The 14,988-nt window shown below is 59.3% G+C and carries 13 protein-coding genes; 2 read left to right on the top strand and 11 right to left on the bottom strand.

The annotated features are described in order from the left end of the window. Positions 1-233: 233 nt before the first annotated feature. Positions 234-1,988, top strand: a complete 1,755-nt coding sequence (gene pyk / locus GKG34_RS00635; protein ID WP_154255362.1) for a pyruvate kinase — start codon at positions 234-236, stop codon at positions 1,986-1,988. 16 nt (positions 1,989-2,004) lie between these two features. Continuing rightward, the gene (locus GKG34_RS00630; protein WP_154255361.1) at positions 2,005-2,457 is read left to right on the top strand and encodes an S-ribosylhomocysteine lyase; all 453 of its coding nucleotides are present in this window, start codon (positions 2,005-2,007) and stop codon (positions 2,455-2,457) included. 77 nt (positions 2,458-2,534) lie between these two features. Here GKG34_RS00630 and GKG34_RS00625 read toward each other — a convergent pair whose 3' ends face one another. The 11 genes from GKG34_RS00625 to glf all read right to left on the bottom strand — a co-directional run bounded on the left by GKG34_RS00625 (position 2,535) and on the right by glf (position 14,966). After that, positions 2,535-3,311: a copper homeostasis protein CutC gene (locus GKG34_RS00625; protein ID WP_097778172.1), complete on the bottom strand. Its 777-nt coding sequence runs from the start codon at positions 3,309-3,311 to the stop codon at positions 2,535-2,537. Positions 3,312-3,449: 138 nt separating this feature from the next. Further along, on the bottom strand, positions 3,450-4,316 hold the full coding sequence (locus GKG34_RS00620) for an HAD family hydrolase (RefSeq protein WP_223387859.1): 867 nt from the start codon (positions 4,314-4,316) through the stop codon (positions 3,450-3,452). Further along, positions 4,316-5,305 carry a LacI family DNA-binding transcriptional regulator gene (locus tag GKG34_RS00615; protein ID WP_097781943.1) on the bottom strand — a complete coding sequence of 330 codons (990 nt, stop codon included), beginning with the start codon at positions 5,303-5,305 and terminating at the stop codon, positions 4,316-4,318. Before GKG34_RS00615 ends, GKG34_RS00620 begins: the two co-directional genes overlap by 1 nt. A 182-nt stretch (positions 5,306-5,487) precedes the next feature. Next, positions 5,488-6,288, bottom strand: coding sequence for a hypothetical protein (locus GKG34_RS00610; RefSeq protein WP_165852546.1), 801 nt, complete (start codon positions 6,286-6,288; stop codon positions 5,488-5,490). A gap of 70 nt (positions 6,289-6,358) precedes the next feature. Then, on the bottom strand, positions 6,359-7,393 hold the full coding sequence (locus tag GKG34_RS00605; RefSeq protein ID WP_243139180.1) for a hypothetical protein: 1,035 nt from the start codon (positions 7,391-7,393) through the stop codon (positions 6,359-6,361). Between the two features lie 29 nt (positions 7,394-7,422). Beyond that, a complete protein-coding gene (ftsH, locus tag GKG34_RS00600; RefSeq protein WP_154255360.1) occupies positions 7,423-9,594 on the bottom strand; it encodes an ATP-dependent zinc metalloprotease FtsH in 2,172 nt (723 codons plus the stop codon). 33 nt (positions 9,595-9,627) lie between these two features. Further along, complete coding sequence (gene hpt, locus GKG34_RS00595) at positions 9,628-10,176, bottom strand: hypoxanthine phosphoribosyltransferase (protein ID WP_005940003.1); 549 nt, start codon at positions 10,174-10,176, stop codon at positions 9,628-9,630. After that, complete coding sequence (gene tilS, locus GKG34_RS00590; RefSeq protein WP_154255359.1) at positions 10,173-11,630, bottom strand: tRNA lysidine(34) synthetase TilS; 1,458 nt, start codon at positions 11,628-11,630, stop codon at positions 10,173-10,175. Before tilS ends, hpt begins: the two co-directional genes overlap by 4 nt. Beyond that, positions 11,630-13,030, bottom strand: a complete 1,401-nt coding sequence (gene dnaB / locus GKG34_RS00585) for a replicative DNA helicase (RefSeq protein ID WP_005939997.1) — start codon at positions 13,028-13,030, stop codon at positions 11,630-11,632. Before dnaB ends, tilS begins: the two co-directional genes overlap by 1 nt. 80 nt (positions 13,031-13,110) lie before the next feature. Then, positions 13,111-13,566: a 50S ribosomal protein L9 gene (gene rplI / locus GKG34_RS00580; RefSeq protein WP_005939994.1), complete on the bottom strand. Its 456-nt coding sequence runs from the start codon at positions 13,564-13,566 to the stop codon at positions 13,111-13,113. 296 nt (positions 13,567-13,862) lie between these two features. Beyond that, the gene (glf, locus tag GKG34_RS00575) at positions 13,863-14,966 is read right to left on the bottom strand and encodes a UDP-galactopyranose mutase (protein WP_120079471.1); all 1,104 of its coding nucleotides are present in this window, start codon (positions 14,964-14,966) and stop codon (positions 13,863-13,865) included. Between the last annotated feature and the right edge of the window lie 22 nt (positions 14,967-14,988).

Here is a 14,988-nt window from a genome sequence, read left to right as displayed (position 1 = left end):
CAAAGATTTCTTGACCGCCTAAAAAATTCAGCCACAGCGCAAAGTTTTCCTTGCCCTATTGTATCCCAGCGGATATAATAATAGGTGGAAAAGTTTTGAACCACAGGATTTTTCCGCTTTTGTACCACAGCACGGGATTTTTCCCGTTGGCCACGTGCAGCTGTCTGTATGACAGCGGACAGCCTGCCGCAAAATAGAGAATGTGAAGTTGTAGTTGGAGGTAGTAAAAGTATATGAGAAAAACAAAGATCATCTGCACTCTGGGCCCGTCCACCGATCAGGAAGGCGTTCTGCGCGAGCTGGTCGCCAACGGCATGAATGTTGCCCGTTTTAATTTTTCCCACGGCTCTCACGAAGAGCATCTGGGCCGCTTTGAAAAGCTGAAAGCCATTCGTGAAGAGCTGGGCAAGCCGGTCGCCGCCCTGCTGGACACCAAAGGCCCCGAGATCCGCCTGAAGGACTTCAAGAACGGCACTGAAATGCTGGAAGCCGGCCAGACCTTCACCCTGACCACCCGCGAGGTGGAAGGCACCAAGGAGATCTGCTCCATCACCTATAAGGACCTGCCGCAGGATGTGCAGCCCGGCGGCACCATCATGCTGGACGACGGCCTGATCAAGCTGCAGATCATCACCGTGAACGATACGGACATCGTCTGCAAGGTGCTGAACAACGGCAAGATCAAGAACAAGAAGGGTGTCAATGTGCCCGGCGTGCATCTGTCCATGCCGTATATGAGCCAGCGCGACCGCGACGATATCATCTTTGGCGCACAGCAGGGCTTTGACTTCATCGCTGCTTCCTTCGTGCGCACCGCACAGGATGTGTACGATATCCGCAACCTGCTCAACGAGTATGATTCCGATATCCGCATCATCGCCAAGATCGAGAACCGTGAGGGCGTGAACAACATCGACAGCATTCTGGCTGCAGCCGATGCTGTCATGGTGGCCCGCGGCGATCTGGGCGTTGAGATCGACTTTACCGAGCTGCCCGGCATTCAGAAGAACATCATCGAGCGCTCCTTCTCCTTTGGCAAGCCCATCGTCACCGCTACCCAGATGCTGGACAGCATGATCGTGAACCCCCGTCCCACCCGCGCCGAGATCTCTGACGTGGCAAATGCCATCTACGACGGCACCTCTGCCATCATGCTCTCCGGCGAGACTGCTGCCGGTGCTTACCCCGTGGAGGCCCTCAAGACCATGTCTGCCATTGCTGAGCGCACCGAGCAGGAGAACCACGCCCGCTTTGCGCCCCTCGCCGAGAACACCGGCAAGATCAGCGTGAGCGATGCAACTGCACACGCTGCCTGCCTGACCGCCAAGGACGTGAACGCTGCCGCCATCGTCACCGTGTCCGAGTCCGGCAACACCGCCCGTCTGCTGAGCAAGTACCGCCCGGAGCAGCCCATCATCGCCTGCGTGATGAAGGAGCAGGTGCAGCGTCAGCTGGCCCTGAGCTGGGGCATCACCCCGCTGATGATGCCTCTGGCACACAGCACTGATGAGCTGATCGAAATGTCCACCTCTCTGGCCAAGGAGAACGGCTACCTGCACAACGGTGAGCTGGCCGTTGTGACCGCAGGCGTGCCTGTGGGCGTGTCCGGCACCACCAACATGATCAAGATCCACATGGTAGGCAACTGTCTGGCTACCGGTGTGGGCGTTGGCCGCGAGAATGCCGACGTGACCAGCGCCACCGGCAAGGCCTGCGTCTGCCGCACTCTGGAAGAGGTGCGTGCAAAGTTCAAGCCCGGCATGGTTCTGGTGGTGCCCTCCACCAGCAACGAAATGCTGAGCTATGTGCGTGATGCCGCCGCTCTGGTGGTGGAAGAGCCGGGCCTGAACAGCCACGCTGCCATTGCCGGCAAGGCCCTGCTCAAGCCTACCGTTGTGGGTGCCGCCGGTGCTACCAGCCACATCCGTGACGGTCTGATGATCGCTGTGGACTGCGCTCACGGCAGCGTGCAGCGCCTGCAGGCATAAGCCAAAGGAGAAGATCATGGAACGCATTGCAAGCTTCTGTGTTGACCATACCAAACTGGACCGCGGCATGTATCTGAGCCGTCAGGACGGCGATGTTCTCACATGGGACATCCGCATGAAAAGGCCCAATCACGGCGATTACCTGTCCACCGGTGCCGCCCACACGCTGGAGCATCTGTTTGCCACCTATGCGCGCAACAGCGCCTTTAAAGACAGCGTGATCTACGTTGGCCCCATGGGCTGCCGCACCGGCTTCTATCTGCTCACCCGCGGCCTGACTCCCGCCGAGGCACTGGAGCTGACGGTGGAATCCTTCCGCTTCATGGCTGGCTTTGAGGGCGCTGTGCCCGGGGCCAGCGAAGTGGAGTGCGGCAACTACCGCGATATGGATCTGCCCGCCGCCAAGGCCGAAGCCGCTGCCATGCTGCCGGTGCTGGAAGCACTGACCGGCGACGAGCTGCATTACTAAGCTATCTTCACCCTTCAAATTCATCATCATAAAAAAGCGCTCTCCCACCGGGTTTCCGTTGGGAGAGCGCTTTCGTTTTAGTTGTTCTTGATCGCATCCAGTGCCTGCCGTGCAGCACGGATGTTTTCTTCGCCCGTCTGCCATACCTCAAACTCTGAAAAGCCCGGCAGCCCCATGGGCACACCCTCGCGGCGGAAGGTCATGCGGCTTTGCAGCACCTGCTTGCCGGAAAGGTGGAACGCATGTGCCCCGGTCTGTGCGGCCAGTGCCGGGATGTTTTGTGCCGTGACACCGGCACCTACCAGAATTTCCACGCTGTCCCCTGCCCGCTCCACCAGTCGGCCGAGAAGCTCCGCTCCCTCTGGGGCACTCGCCGCCTGCCCGCTGGTGAGGATGGTACAAAGGCCCATGCTCCGGACCGTTTCCAGTGCCGCAAAGGGGTCGGCGCTGACATCAAAGGCACGGTGCAGGGTACACGCCACCGGACGGCCTGCCTTTTCCGCTGCCCTGCGCGCCGCCGCATAAATGGGCCGCATGGCCTCCGCATCCAGCTGCCCTTCCGGGGTCAGCACACCGGTCACGATACCATCCGCCCCGGCCTCCACCAGCTCTGCGGCCAGCTGTTCCATCTGGGCAAGCTCGTAGCTGTCGTAACAGAAATCTCCGAACCGGGGCCGCAGCAGAGCGCGCACCGGCAGGCCGGTCTCCGCCTTGACCTGACGCACCAGCGCAAGGCTGGGCGTTGTACCGCCCACGATCAGGTCGGCACACAGTTCCAGCCTGCTGGCACCGCCGCGCTTTGCTGCCAGTGCACTGGCAGTGCTGTCCACACATACTTCCAGAACAGAACGCATTTCAATTCCTCCCTTTTTGCCGGGCTTTGAACCCGGCATTCTGGTTTATTCTACCACGTTTTTCCGTTTTATAAAACCCTGTGGCAGCAAAAAAGCTGCGGCCCGGGTCTTATCCCTGCCGCAGCCTTTGTTGTTTTTTCAGATCAGACCCAGCGCCTTGAACTCCTTTGCAATGCCGTCCTCGTATACCGAGGGAGCAATGCGGTCGCACCGCTTTTTCAGGTTTTCGGAGCCATTGGCCATACACACACTGATGCCCGCCACATCGGTCATCTGCAGGTCATTATCGCTGTCACCAAAGCCGATGGTATCCGCCAGCGTGCAGCCCAGATGATCACAGATGGCCTTGATTCCGGTGCCCTTATCAAATTTGCGGTTGATGAGCTCACCATTCACAAAGCCATCGGTCAGGCTGTCCAGCTTGCTCTCGCAGAACACGAACTGGTCGGCATAGAGCTGCTTTGCCTCGGCAAGGTCGCTCTCGTGGTCGGCAATGAACACGATCTTATACAGCGGTTCCCCTTTGTAATCGGAAAGCGGCAGGATGGACATGCCCTCTTCCATGGCTTTGCGCCAGCGCTCCGCTTCGCTGTTCAGCGGTGCATCGTTCTTTTTGTGGATAAATTTCCACCTCTCAGCCATTTTGCTTCCGCCAAAGGTGGCATCCCGGGCTTCCAGCGTGCACTCCACGCCATTGCGTTCCAGCGCCGCGCGCACGCCTTCAGCCTGCTGCGGCTCCATGGGGATATCCACCAGAGTCTTGCCATCGCACAGCACATAGCCGCCGGCGCTGCACACTGCGCCCGCAAAGCAGTCGTGCCGCAGCAGCGGTTCGGTCATGCGGTGGTTGCGGCCGGTGCACAAAAACAGTTTGTGTCCGTTTGCTCTGGCGCGATCCAGTGCAGCCAGAGTGCTTTCCGGGATGAGCATATCACCCGGCGGCAGCAGCGTGCCGTCAATATCCAGAAAAATCAGCTTACGACCCATACTTTTATCCTTTATCATCAAAGGGAGCCTCGCTCCACGATCTGATAGCCCAGCGTCACCTGACGCACAGGCCCGCTGCTCCCATTCTCTTCCAGCATCTGCAGCAGGATCCGGGCAGCCTCCTGCCCCACCTGCTTCTGGTAAAAGCGCACCGTTGCCAGCCCCGGTTCCATCATGCTGCCAGCCCAGCTGTCGCCAACGCCTGCAAGACCCACATCCTGCCCCACATGCCGTCCTGCTTCCCGCAGGGCACGCATGGCGCCAAAGGCCACCGTGTCAGTCACGCAGACCACACCGTCCAGATCCGGGCAGCGCACCAGCAGTTCCTGCATACAGCGCTGGCCCTCCTCCATGGTAAAGGCGTTGCAGCAGATGCGGGGCATCTGTTCGCCGTTCAGTCCGGCAGCGTTCAACGCATCCTGCACGCCCTCACGGCGCTGCACGCCGGTGGCATCGTCCCGCTCTGTACCGCCAATATAAACGATCCTTTTGCGGCCATGGTCCAGCATCCGCTGGGCAAGTTCCCGGGCTGCAGTGCGGTCGTCGTTGTACACGCAGGCCACATCCTGAAAACGCTGGCCTGTTACCACCACCGGCACACGGCAGTTTTTCAGCGCCTGCGCCAGCTGAGGAGTATAATAGCTGCCCAGCAGGATGATGCCCGCCACGTGGTTGCGCTGCATGGCAGTCAGATAGCCCAATTCCCGCTGGGCGTCCAGCTCGGTGTTTCCCAGCAGCATCAGATAGCTCTTTGCATCCAGCTCACTGGCAATGCCTGCCGTGATCTGCCCCACCGACTGGGAGCCGATGCTGGGAGCGATCACCCCCACCTGATTCACTTTTCCGGTGCGCAGAGTCTGGGCGGCGGTATCCGGGCGGTAGCCGGTCTTTTCCACTACCTCGTGGATAACAGCCCTCTTCTGTTCGCTCAGGGGGCCTCCGTTCAGGTAGCGGCTGACTGCCGCACTGGATACACCCGCCATTTTTGCAATATCACTGATGGTCATTTGCAGTACTTCTCTCTTTTGGGATGCATTGTTATGTGTAAACGTTTTCATGCTTATTATAAACCGCTTTCACCCATCCCGCAAGATGCGCTTTTCCCGGTTTATTCCGAACGCATTTTTGTTTTTCTGGCAACTGTGTACAAAAGACGGCTTTTTTCTGAGAAGCAGGGCATTACAGGCGGTCAGGCTGCGCCCATGCTCCATGCACGCACGGCAAGCCCCAGCAGCAGGACCACCAGCAGAACGATAAACACGGTTTTATTGCCAGTTCTTCTCTGTTTCTTTTTGCGGCCTGCCGTGCTGCGGCTTTTGGCCGAGCTGCTGCGCGCTGTGGTGCTTCTGCTGCCGGAGGAACGGCTGCCGGCCGTTTTGCGGCTCTGGGCGCTGCGGTTCTGGCCCTGCTTTGTGCTCTGGCGGGCTGGCTCGTGCGCAGCCGTTTTTTCTTCCGGCGCACGGCTGGATGCGATCGGCTCCTTTGCGCCGCAGCGTGCCAGATAATTTTCTGCATCGCGGTAATAGCGGGCAAGCTCATTCTCGCGGAAAGCCGTGCCCACATAGCCGTCTTCCAAGCTCTCCACCGCCTCGTTGAACAGGATCGCCGCCTGAGCGGCATCGGTGTGATCGGTGGCGTGGGCGGCTTCGTTGCGGGCGGTGCGCACAGCATTGCAGGCGCGGCGGGCCGCACCCGGATTGCTGGTATTGCCCAGCAGGTCCAGCGGTTTGGCGGCATCCTTTTCCGGGTCCAGCAGAACCCGCATACAAATGGTGGTATCCAGCTGCTGCCAGCTGTTTTTGCCGGAAAGATCCGGCATACGGTCGTAATAGTCCGGGCTTTCCTGCTGGCGCTGTGCAACGTGATCCAGCAATGCACCCAAGCTGTGCGCACCGGGTTTGTGCTCCCAGTGCCAGCGCAGCAGGCGGCGGCTGATCTCATCGCAGGCAGTCTTGATCTCAAAGGCAGCCTGTAAGGCTTCTTCCGGCATAATGGTTCTCCCCTCTTCTGGCATACAAAAAAGCGGAGAAGGCACACCGCCCTCTCCGCTGCTGTTTGTGTTACAGCACGAACTGGTAATACACGAAGCCGCACAGTGCCACTGCTGCACAGACAATGGCAGTGATGGGCGGCACCCAGCGGATCAGCGCTTCGGCCACGCTGTCGCGCTCGTCCTCGTATTCTTCCTCGTCGTCATAGGCAGGCTCCGGCTGCTGAGATATCGGCTGTGCACGGCGGGCTGCAGCAGGCATCACACGGGTGCCTTCGTCCGCAGCTGCATGAGATGCCCTGCCCGGGAACTTTGTCCGCATTCCGGCATCCAGCACACGGGTCTGCTCTGCAGCAGGTTCTTCCGGCTGTGGTTCTGCTTCACGGCACGGTGCACCCATGATCCGGGTCGGCTCCTCCTGCACGGGCGCTGCGCCCATAATGCGGGTAGGCTCTTCAGCCTGCGGGGCAAGAGGCGTTTCCAGTTCCGGCTCGGTCTGGGCAGGCTGTTCCGGCTGCAGCAGGGTGTTCAGCGCGTTCTGCAGCAGGATGCGGTCGCAGCCGCACTCCGAGCAGTACACGGTATCCTCCTCCTTCGGGTGGAAGGCACCGCAGGCGCAGTACCAGCCATTTTCAAACACCTGCGGCTGATACTTCAGCTCCGGGCGGTTCATGCGGGTCTCCAGCGCCTTTTCCAGCTCAGCAGACAGGCGCTTGGGGGCAGGCAGGCGCACGCGCTTGATGCCGTCCAGATGCACCACCCGCTTGCCGTTGTACACGTTGCACAGCGAAACATCCACGCTGGTGATGGCCTTTGCGGTAACGAACACCGCATCGTCCATGCCAAACAGTTCGCCGGGCTTTACTTCCAAGTCACGGTACTCGAACCGGTCCTCGCACAGGATCACGCCGTCCACGCCCTTGCACTTGAAGTGGATCTCCAGCGCGGTCAGGGTCACCTTGGAAATATTCTTGAAGGTCAGGCAGACCGCGTGCTCCCCGCTGACATCACCCTTGAGCAGCTCCACGCAGACGAACTGCACCGGGCTGCCGGGGGTGTAATAGTTTGCGCGGGTCCGTGCGACCGGGTTAAAATTTTCCTCCACGACACTCGCTCCTTTCCATTGGGATCAAATCAGTTCTGCGGATCCTGTGCATCCGGCGTTTCCGGTGCAGCGGTCTCCGGCAGCGGCTGGGCCGTTTCGGCCTGTTCGGCAGGCTCAGCGGTCTCTGCAGGTTCAGCAGTTTCGGCCTGCTGAGCGGTCTCTGCAGGGGCAGCCTGCACGGTCTGAGCAGGCTGTTCCGGCTTCGGCTCATCGCCTTCACGCGGGGGCAGTGTGCCGCCCGCCATAATGGTGTTGAACTCCTGCTCGTTGAGCTTCTCGCGTTCCATCAGGGCCTGTGCCAGCGCGTGCAGCTGATCGATGTGCTCGGTCAGGGTGCGGCGGCAGGTCTCGTAGGCTTCATCAATGATATCCCGCATCTCGCCGTCGATCTCGGCAGCGGTGGTCTCGCTGTAGCCCTTGCCCTGACCCAGATCGCGGCCCAGGAAGGTTTCCTCCTGCGAGGTACCGTACACCACAGGGCCAAGCCGCTCCGAGAAGCCGTACTTGGTGATCATCTGGCGGGCAATGTTGGTGGCCTGCTGCAGATCATTGGAAGCACCGGTGGAGATATCCTCCAGGATCAGCTGTTCGGCCACGCGGCCGCCCAGACTGGAAACGATATCCTCGAACATTTCGCCCTTTGTCACGTAGCTGCGGTCTTTCTCGGGCAGGTACATGGTGTAGCCGCCAGCCTGACCACGCGGGATAATGGTGATCTCGTGCACACGGGGGTGATGCTTGCAGTAGAAGCCCGCCACAGCGTGGCCTGCCTCGTGGTAAGCAGTCAGCTTCTTTTCCTCCGGGGTCACAACGCGGCTCTTCTTCTCCGGGCCAGCCATCACCTTCATGGAAGCTTCCTCGATATCCTCCATGGTAATGGCCTTGCGGTTGCGGCGTGCAGCCAGCAGGGCCGCTTCGTTGACAAGGTTCTCAAGGTCTGCGCCCGCAAAGCCTGCGGTGCGCTGTGCAATGACCCTGAGAGAGACATCCGGGGCCAGCGGCTTCTTTTTGGTGTGGACCTTGAGGATCTCCTCACGGCCCTTGACATCCGGCAGGCCCACATAGACCTGACGGTCAAAGCGGCCCGGCCGCAGCAGGGCCTTATCCAGAATGTCGGCACGGTTGGTGGCCGCCATGACGATGATGCCGTCGTTGGCCTCAAAGCCGTCCATTTCCACCAGCAGCTGGTTCAGGGTCTGCTCGCGTTCATCGTGGCCGCCGCCCAGACCGGCACCGCGCTGACGGCCCACAGCATCGATCTCGTCAATGAAGATGATGCAGGGCATGGACTTCTTGGCCTTATCGAACAGGTCACGCACGCGGGATGCACCCACGCCGACGTACATTTCCACAAAGTCAGAGCCGGAAATGGAATAGAAGGGCACACCGGCCTCGCCTGCGCAGGCGCGGGCCAGCAGGGTCTTGCCGGTGCCCGGAGGGCCTACCAGCAGCACGCCGTGGGGGATGCGTGCGCCCAGAGTGTTGAACTTCTCCGGGCTTTTCAGGAACTCCACGACCTCTTTCAGCTCTTCCTTTTCCTCGTCCTCACCGGCAACATCGGCAAAGGTGGCTGTCTTTTGGTTCTCGTGCTCGTCCTTCACCTTGGCTTTGCCAACGTTCATGATCCCGCCGCCGCCAGCACCGCCGCGCATCATGGAGAACAGCAGGAAGCCGGTGCAGCCCAGCATTGCCAGATAGAACAAGATCTCCATCCATGGGATGTTTTCCTTGACAGGGGTATAATCGTACACCATGGGAGCATCCGGGTTTGCTTCGTCATAGGCGGCAATGTAGTCGCCCACATACTTGACGAACATAGATGCATAGGGCAGCTTGTAGCGCACAGTCACAGTGCCGTCGCTGTTCTTCTGCGCAGCAGTATCCTCATCCGAGGAGGACAGCATACCGCTCAGCAGTCCGCCGGTGGCCTGCGTGGTGCTCTGGGACGTGGTATCGGGCAAGGGCAGGTTGTTCTTGCCGCCTTCCTTGAGGTTCATGGTGATGACACCGGTGTTCAGGTCCAGCGAGAACTGCGTGACCTGCAGGCTTTCAAAATAATGCACCACCGTGGAATATTCCATGGAAGAGCTGTTGGCAGAGCCGGTGCCGCCCAGCACCGACCAGACCATCAGCACCGCCGCCAGCGCCAGAGCAAGGATCAGCGGATTGAAACGGGGTCTTTTGGATTGCAAAAAAATCAACTCCAGTTCTTGGATGAATTATAGTGTGAGAAATCACTTCTCGTAGACTTCAGGCTTGAGCACACCCACATAAGGCAGGTTGCGGTATTTTTCATCGTAGTCCAGACCGTAGCCCACCACGAACTCGTCCGGCACCTGGAAGCCCTCGTAGTCGGGCTGGATATCGGCCTTGCGGCGGCTGGGCTTGTCCAGAATGGTGCAGATCTTTACCGAGTTGGGGTTGCGCATCTTGAGCATGGGCACCAGATTCGAGAGGGTGACGCCGGTATCCAGAATATCCTCCACGATCAGCACATCCTTGCCGGACAGATCACCGTCCAGATCCTTGATGATCTTTACAAGGCCGCTGGTAACAGTGTTGCTGCCACCGTAGCTGGACACCACCATAAAATCGATGCTGCAGGGAATGCTCACCGCACGCATCAGGTCGGCCATAAACACCACCGAGCCCTTGAGGATGGACACCAGAACAAGGTTCTTGCCCTCGTAATCCTTGCTGATCTGGGCACCCAGCTCAGCAACCTTTGCCTTTAACTCTTCTTCACTGACCAGAACAGTCTTGATATCATCATGCATACTCATGTTATTTCCTCCCTATGTTCCATTTCCATCTGCAGCACCTGCGCAGTGTCTGCATCCGGGGCAAGGCCCTCGGCAAAGCCCGCACCGCAGACCCACAGTACTTCGCTGCCCGCCGCCAGCAGCGGCAGCTGATCGCGCTGGCTGGCCGGGATGCCCGTTTCGTTCATCCACTTGCGCAGCCGGTTGTGTACACTTCGCCCCGCCGGGCGGTAGACATCTCCCGGCTGGCGGGTGCGCAGGACAAGACCAGCATACAACGTAGTTATTCTAGCATAATCCGCCTGATTTTTTAAGTCTTTTTTATGAACGACTTGTATTTTTTCTTCAAAATCAGCCGTAAAAAGCCCTGCAGTCACCTTCCAGCCGCCCGCAAGGCAGTATTCTGCCTGTTTTTCCGGCTGAAAGGGCTGGCTTTCCGGCCGTTTGTCTTCCTGCTGCCGGGACCGTTCCGGCACAATCTCCTGCCAGAAGCATCCGTCTCCGGCACAAAAGCGCACCCGGTCAGTCAGCTGTACCGCACCGCTGCCGCGCCGCACAAGGCCGCACAGCAGCTGCACATATTTTTCCTCTGCGTCACGCACGGGAGCCGTCAGCGAATGCATGGCTGCTTCCAAAATAAGCGCATCCGCAGCGGAAAGTGGGTCCAGCCGCCACACCGTGCAGGCTTCCGGGCTTTTGATGGCAGCCTGTGCCGCATCCAGACGTGCAGCAGAAAGCAGCTCTTCGGCCTTCCGGGCAAAATAGGCATCCGCGCGGGCTGCCTTCTCGCAGAAGCGGGCAAGGTTTTCCACCGCTGCGCCGTTGGTGCTCTGCAGTGCAGGCAGTGCCGCACGGCGCACCCGGTTGCGGGCATAGGCATCGGTCGCGTTCGTCTCATCTGTGACCCATGCCTGCCCGGCTGCACGGCAGAAGCTTTCGGTATCCTGCCGGGTAAGGGCCAGCAATGGCCGCAGGTAGCACCCGCGCTTTGGCCGGATGCCTGCCGCACCGTGCAGCCCCGTGCCCCGGGCCAGCCGCAGCAGCAGGGTCTCAGCCTGATCATTTGCAGTATGGGCCGTTGCAACGTCATCTATCCCCTCCCCGCACAAACGCGCAAAGCAGGCATAGCGCAGGCGGCGCGCCCAGTCCTCCCCGGCATGTTCCGACGGCAGGCCCACTTCGTCGGCCATCTCTGCAGCATGGAACACCCGCAGCGGCACACCCAGCCGGGCGCATTCCGCCCGCACAAAGGCTTCGTCCCGGTCGGCGCTCTCACCGCGCAGGCCGTGGTTCACATGGCAGGCCGAAAGCACAAACCCGAATTCCGGCTGCAGGGCCAGCAGGATGCGCAGCAGTGCCATGCTGTCCGCCCCGCCGGACACTGCCGCAGCCAAGTGCAGCGGCTCACCCGGACAAAGCAGCTTTTCTCGCAGAGCAAACATGCGCACATGCGCCAGAATTTTTTCATTGTTCATCAGCGTTTAAAGTCCACATCCATAAAGCGGGTGTGGGCACCATCCCAGCCCAGCGGCACCGTGCTGGTCTCGCCGTGACGGTTCTTCGCCACGATGCACTCTGCCGTATCGGCATCCACCTCAGCGCCGTCCGGGTTCTGGCTGGCATAGTAGGAATCGCGGTACAGGAACAGAACGCAGTCGGCATCCTGCTCGATAGAACCAGAATCGCGCAGGTCGGAAAGCTGGGGCCGGTGGCTGGAATTGTTGCCCTGCTTTTCCACCGCACGGGACAGCTGAGAAAGTGCGATGATGGGCACATTCATTTCCTTTGCCATGATCTTAAGGTTTCGGGTGATGGAGCTGATCTCCTGCACGCGGTTTTCGCTGCGCTGGCCGGTGGTCATCAGCTGCAGATAGTCGATGACGATGAGGCCCACATTCGGGCGGGTGGGGTCCTGATTGACCCGGCGAATCTTCGCCTTCATCTCGGTGATGGTGATGCCGGAGGTATCGTCCATATAGATGGGTGCATCGTGCAGTTTTTCGGTGGCAAGGGCCAGATATTCCCAGTCCTCGGCGCGCAGGGCACCGGTGCGGAATGCCTGACTGTCGATGCCGGCCTCAGCAGAAAGGATGCGGTTGGTAAGCTGTTCCTTGGTCATTTCCAAGCTGAAAATGGCCACCGGCACCTTCTGTTGCATGGCCACGCGGGTGGCGATGTTCAGTGCAAAGCTGGTCTTGCCCATACCGGGGCGGGCCGCAAGGATGATGAGATCGCCGCGGCCAAGGCCGGTGAGCACCGTATCCAGCAGGCGGAAGCCTGTGGGGATGCCCTTGTATTTGTCCGCATCCGGGCCGCTGATCTTCTGCAGGTTGGTCAGGGTCTCCACCATGCTGGAGGAAAGCGGTGTCAGTGCGCTGGAATCGCGGCCGGAGCGGATCTCATAAATGCGCTGCTCCGCGTTTTCCAGCAGCAGGTCGGCATCCGGCTCATCTCCGGCATCCTGCAGGATGTCCTTTGCAACGCCCATCAGCTGGCGCACCAGATACTTTTCCTGCACGATCTGGGCATAGGCCTTCACGTTGGAAATGCTGGGCACCGTCTCGGCAAGGCCGGTCAGGTACACCTTTGCTTCGTCGGCACTGGGGAACACGCCGTCCGAGATAACAGCGTCCAGCAACGTCACAAAGTCGATGGTCTGGTCGGCGGTGAACAGGCGCAGCATTTCGGAGTAGATCTGCGCATTCTGCCGGGTGTAGAACATCTCCGGCCGGATGATCTCCACCAAGTCGGTGAGCGTTTCCGGTTTGAGCAGCACCGCACCCAGCACGCTCTGCTCTGCCTGCATGTTGTAGGGCAGGTTGATGCCCACGCTTTCCAGATTCAGTTCATTGGAATAATGTCGTTCGTTCGGCATGGTAGTTTATCCTTTTGCATCATTTCGCTGAAAAGCCAAAAAGCGCCCCCTGCTGTGAGGGGGCGCAGATGGCAGAAAAATCAGGCCTGTTCCACTTCCACCATGATCTTGAAAGAAGCGACCACACCAACGTGCAGACGGACCTTGCCGTTGAACACACCGGCATCCTTGATGTCCTTGGTCTCCAGCTCGATCTTCTTCTTATCGATGGGTGCGCCTGCCAGCTGAGCCAAAGCATCGGCAACTTCCTTGCCGGTGACTTTGCCGTGCAGACGGCCGGATGCACCGCCCTTGGCCTTGATGGTCACGGTCTTGCCCTCGATCTTTGCGGCCAGATCCTTGGCAGCAGCTACGGTCTCAGCCTCGTGGAAATCGGCAGCAGCTTCCTTGCTGCGGGCAACGTTCACAGCGCTGGCATCTGCCACAGCGGCCAGCTTGCGCGGGAACAGATAGTTGCGGGCGTAGCCGTCGGAGACCTCGTGGATCTCGTCCTTCTTGCCAATGCCCTTGATATCCTGCTTGAGAATCACTTTCATGATGTTATCCCTCACTTCTCACCGGAAAACCGGTGCAGTTGTTGTATTTATAGTATAGCGCATTTGTCGCTTTTGAGCAAGAGGAAGCGCGCATTGCAGCATTATCCTCAAGTGAACTCCCCCAGTCTGCTTCGCAGACAGCCCCCTCTGAGATGGGGCCTTTGGCAAAACCGAAGGCTTGTCCTTTTCGCCAGAGGCTCCTTCTTTGAGACAGACTCCCCCGGCCGGGGGAGGTGGCACAAAGTGCCAGAAGGGGAACAGCTGGCATCACGCAGGTGATGACGGAAGGAGTTTTCTTATTTCAGTTCCTTTGCGGCCACGTCCAGAGCTACCTCAATGACCTTGTCCATGTCGTAATACTTGTACTCACCCAGACGGCCGCCAAAGATCACGTCCGGCTCCGCATCGGCCAGCTTCTTGTACTCGGCATACAGGGCACCGTTCTTCTCGTCATTGACGGGGTAGTACGGCTCGTCGCCCTTCTTCCACTCAGCGCTGTACTCGCGGCTGATGACCGTTTTGGGCTGGGTGCCGAACTCAAAGTGCTTGTGCTCGATGATGCGGGTGTAGGGAGTTTCCGCATCGGTATAGTTGACCACCGCGTTGCCCTGATAGTTGTCGGTGTCCAGCACCTCGGTCTCAAAGCGGACGCTGCGGTACTGCAGAGCACCCAGCTTGTAGCCAAAGTAGGCATCCACCGGGCCGGTGTAGACCACCTTCTCGGCCAGAGCGTTCAGATTTTCGCGGTCGGCCAGATAGTCCACATTCAGCCGCACCTCGGTGCCGTCCAGCATCTTTTCCACCATGGCGGTGTAGCCGCCATTGGGAATGCCCTGATACAGTGCGTTGAAATAGTTGTCGTCGTAGGTGAAGCGCACCGGCAGACGCTTGATGATGAAGGCCGGCAGTTCGGTGCAGGGGCGGCCCCACTGCTTGCCAGTGTAGCCCTTGATGAGCTTTTCGTAGATATCGGTGCCCACAAGGCTGATGGCCTGCTCTTCCAGATTCTGCGGGTCGGTGATGCCTGCTTCCTTCTTCTGCTCCTCGATCTTGGCCTTGGCTTCGGCAGGGGTAACAACGCCCCACATCTTATTAAAGGTGTTCATATTGAAGGGCAGGTTGTAGATCTCGCCGTGGTAGTTTGCCACCGGGCTGTTGGTGTAGCGGTTGAACTCTGCAAACTGGTTCACATACTGCCACACAGCCTTGTTGTTGGTGTGGAAGATATGTGCACCGTAGCGGTGGACGTTGATTCCCTCCACCGGCTCCGTGTAGATATTGCCTGCAATGTGGCTGCGCTTATCGATCACAAGGCACTTCTTGCCTGCCTTTTTTGCTTCCTGTGCAAAGACCGCGCCATAAAGGCCGGCACCAACGATCAGGTAATCGTACTGTTTCATGGGTGTGATCCTCTCTGTTCCG

Origin of the sequence: Faecalibacterium sp. BIOML-A4 (genome assembly GCF_009679665.1) — a bacterium.
In the GTDB taxonomy this organism is placed as follows: Bacteria; Bacillota; Clostridia; order Oscillospirales; family Ruminococcaceae; genus Faecalibacterium; species Faecalibacterium taiwanense.
Note: the sequence above shows the minus strand (reverse complement) of the source record. Positions and strands in the feature narration are given on the sequence as shown.

Coding starts and splice junctions, on each gene's coding strand:
- pyk (WP_154255362.1), top strand. CDS start 234: ATGAGAAAAACAAAGATCATCTGCACTCTGGGCCCGTCCACCGATCAG.
- GKG34_RS00630 (WP_154255361.1), top strand. CDS start 2,005: ATGGAACGCATTGCAAGCTTCTGTGTTGACCATACCAAACTGGACCGC.
- GKG34_RS00625 (WP_097778172.1), bottom strand. CDS start 3,311: ATGCGTTCTGTTCTGGAAGTATGTGTGGACAGCACTGCCAGTGCACTG.
- GKG34_RS00620 (WP_223387859.1), bottom strand. CDS start 4,316: ATGATAAAGGATAAAAGTATGGGTCGTAAGCTGATTTTTCTGGATATT.
- GKG34_RS00615 (WP_097781943.1), bottom strand. CDS start 5,305: ATGACCATCAGTGATATTGCAAAAATGGCGGGTGTATCCAGTGCGGCA.
- GKG34_RS00610 (WP_165852546.1), bottom strand. CDS start 6,288: ATGCCGGAAGAAGCCTTACAGGCTGCCTTTGAGATCAAGACTGCCTGC.
- hpt (WP_005940003.1), bottom strand. CDS start 10,176: ATGAGTATGCATGATGATATCAAGACTGTTCTGGTCAGTGAAGAAGAG.
- tilS (WP_154255359.1), bottom strand. CDS start 11,630: ATGAACAATGAAAAAATTCTGGCGCATGTGCGCATGTTTGCTCTGCGA.
- dnaB (WP_005939997.1), bottom strand. CDS start 13,030: ATGCCGAACGAACGACATTATTCCAATGAACTGAATCTGGAAAGCGTG.
- rplI (WP_005939994.1), bottom strand. CDS start 13,566: ATGAAAGTGATTCTCAAGCAGGATATCAAGGGCATTGGCAAGAAGGAC.
- glf (WP_120079471.1), bottom strand. CDS start 14,966: ATGAAACAGTACGATTACCTGATCGTTGGTGCCGGCCTTTATGGCGCG.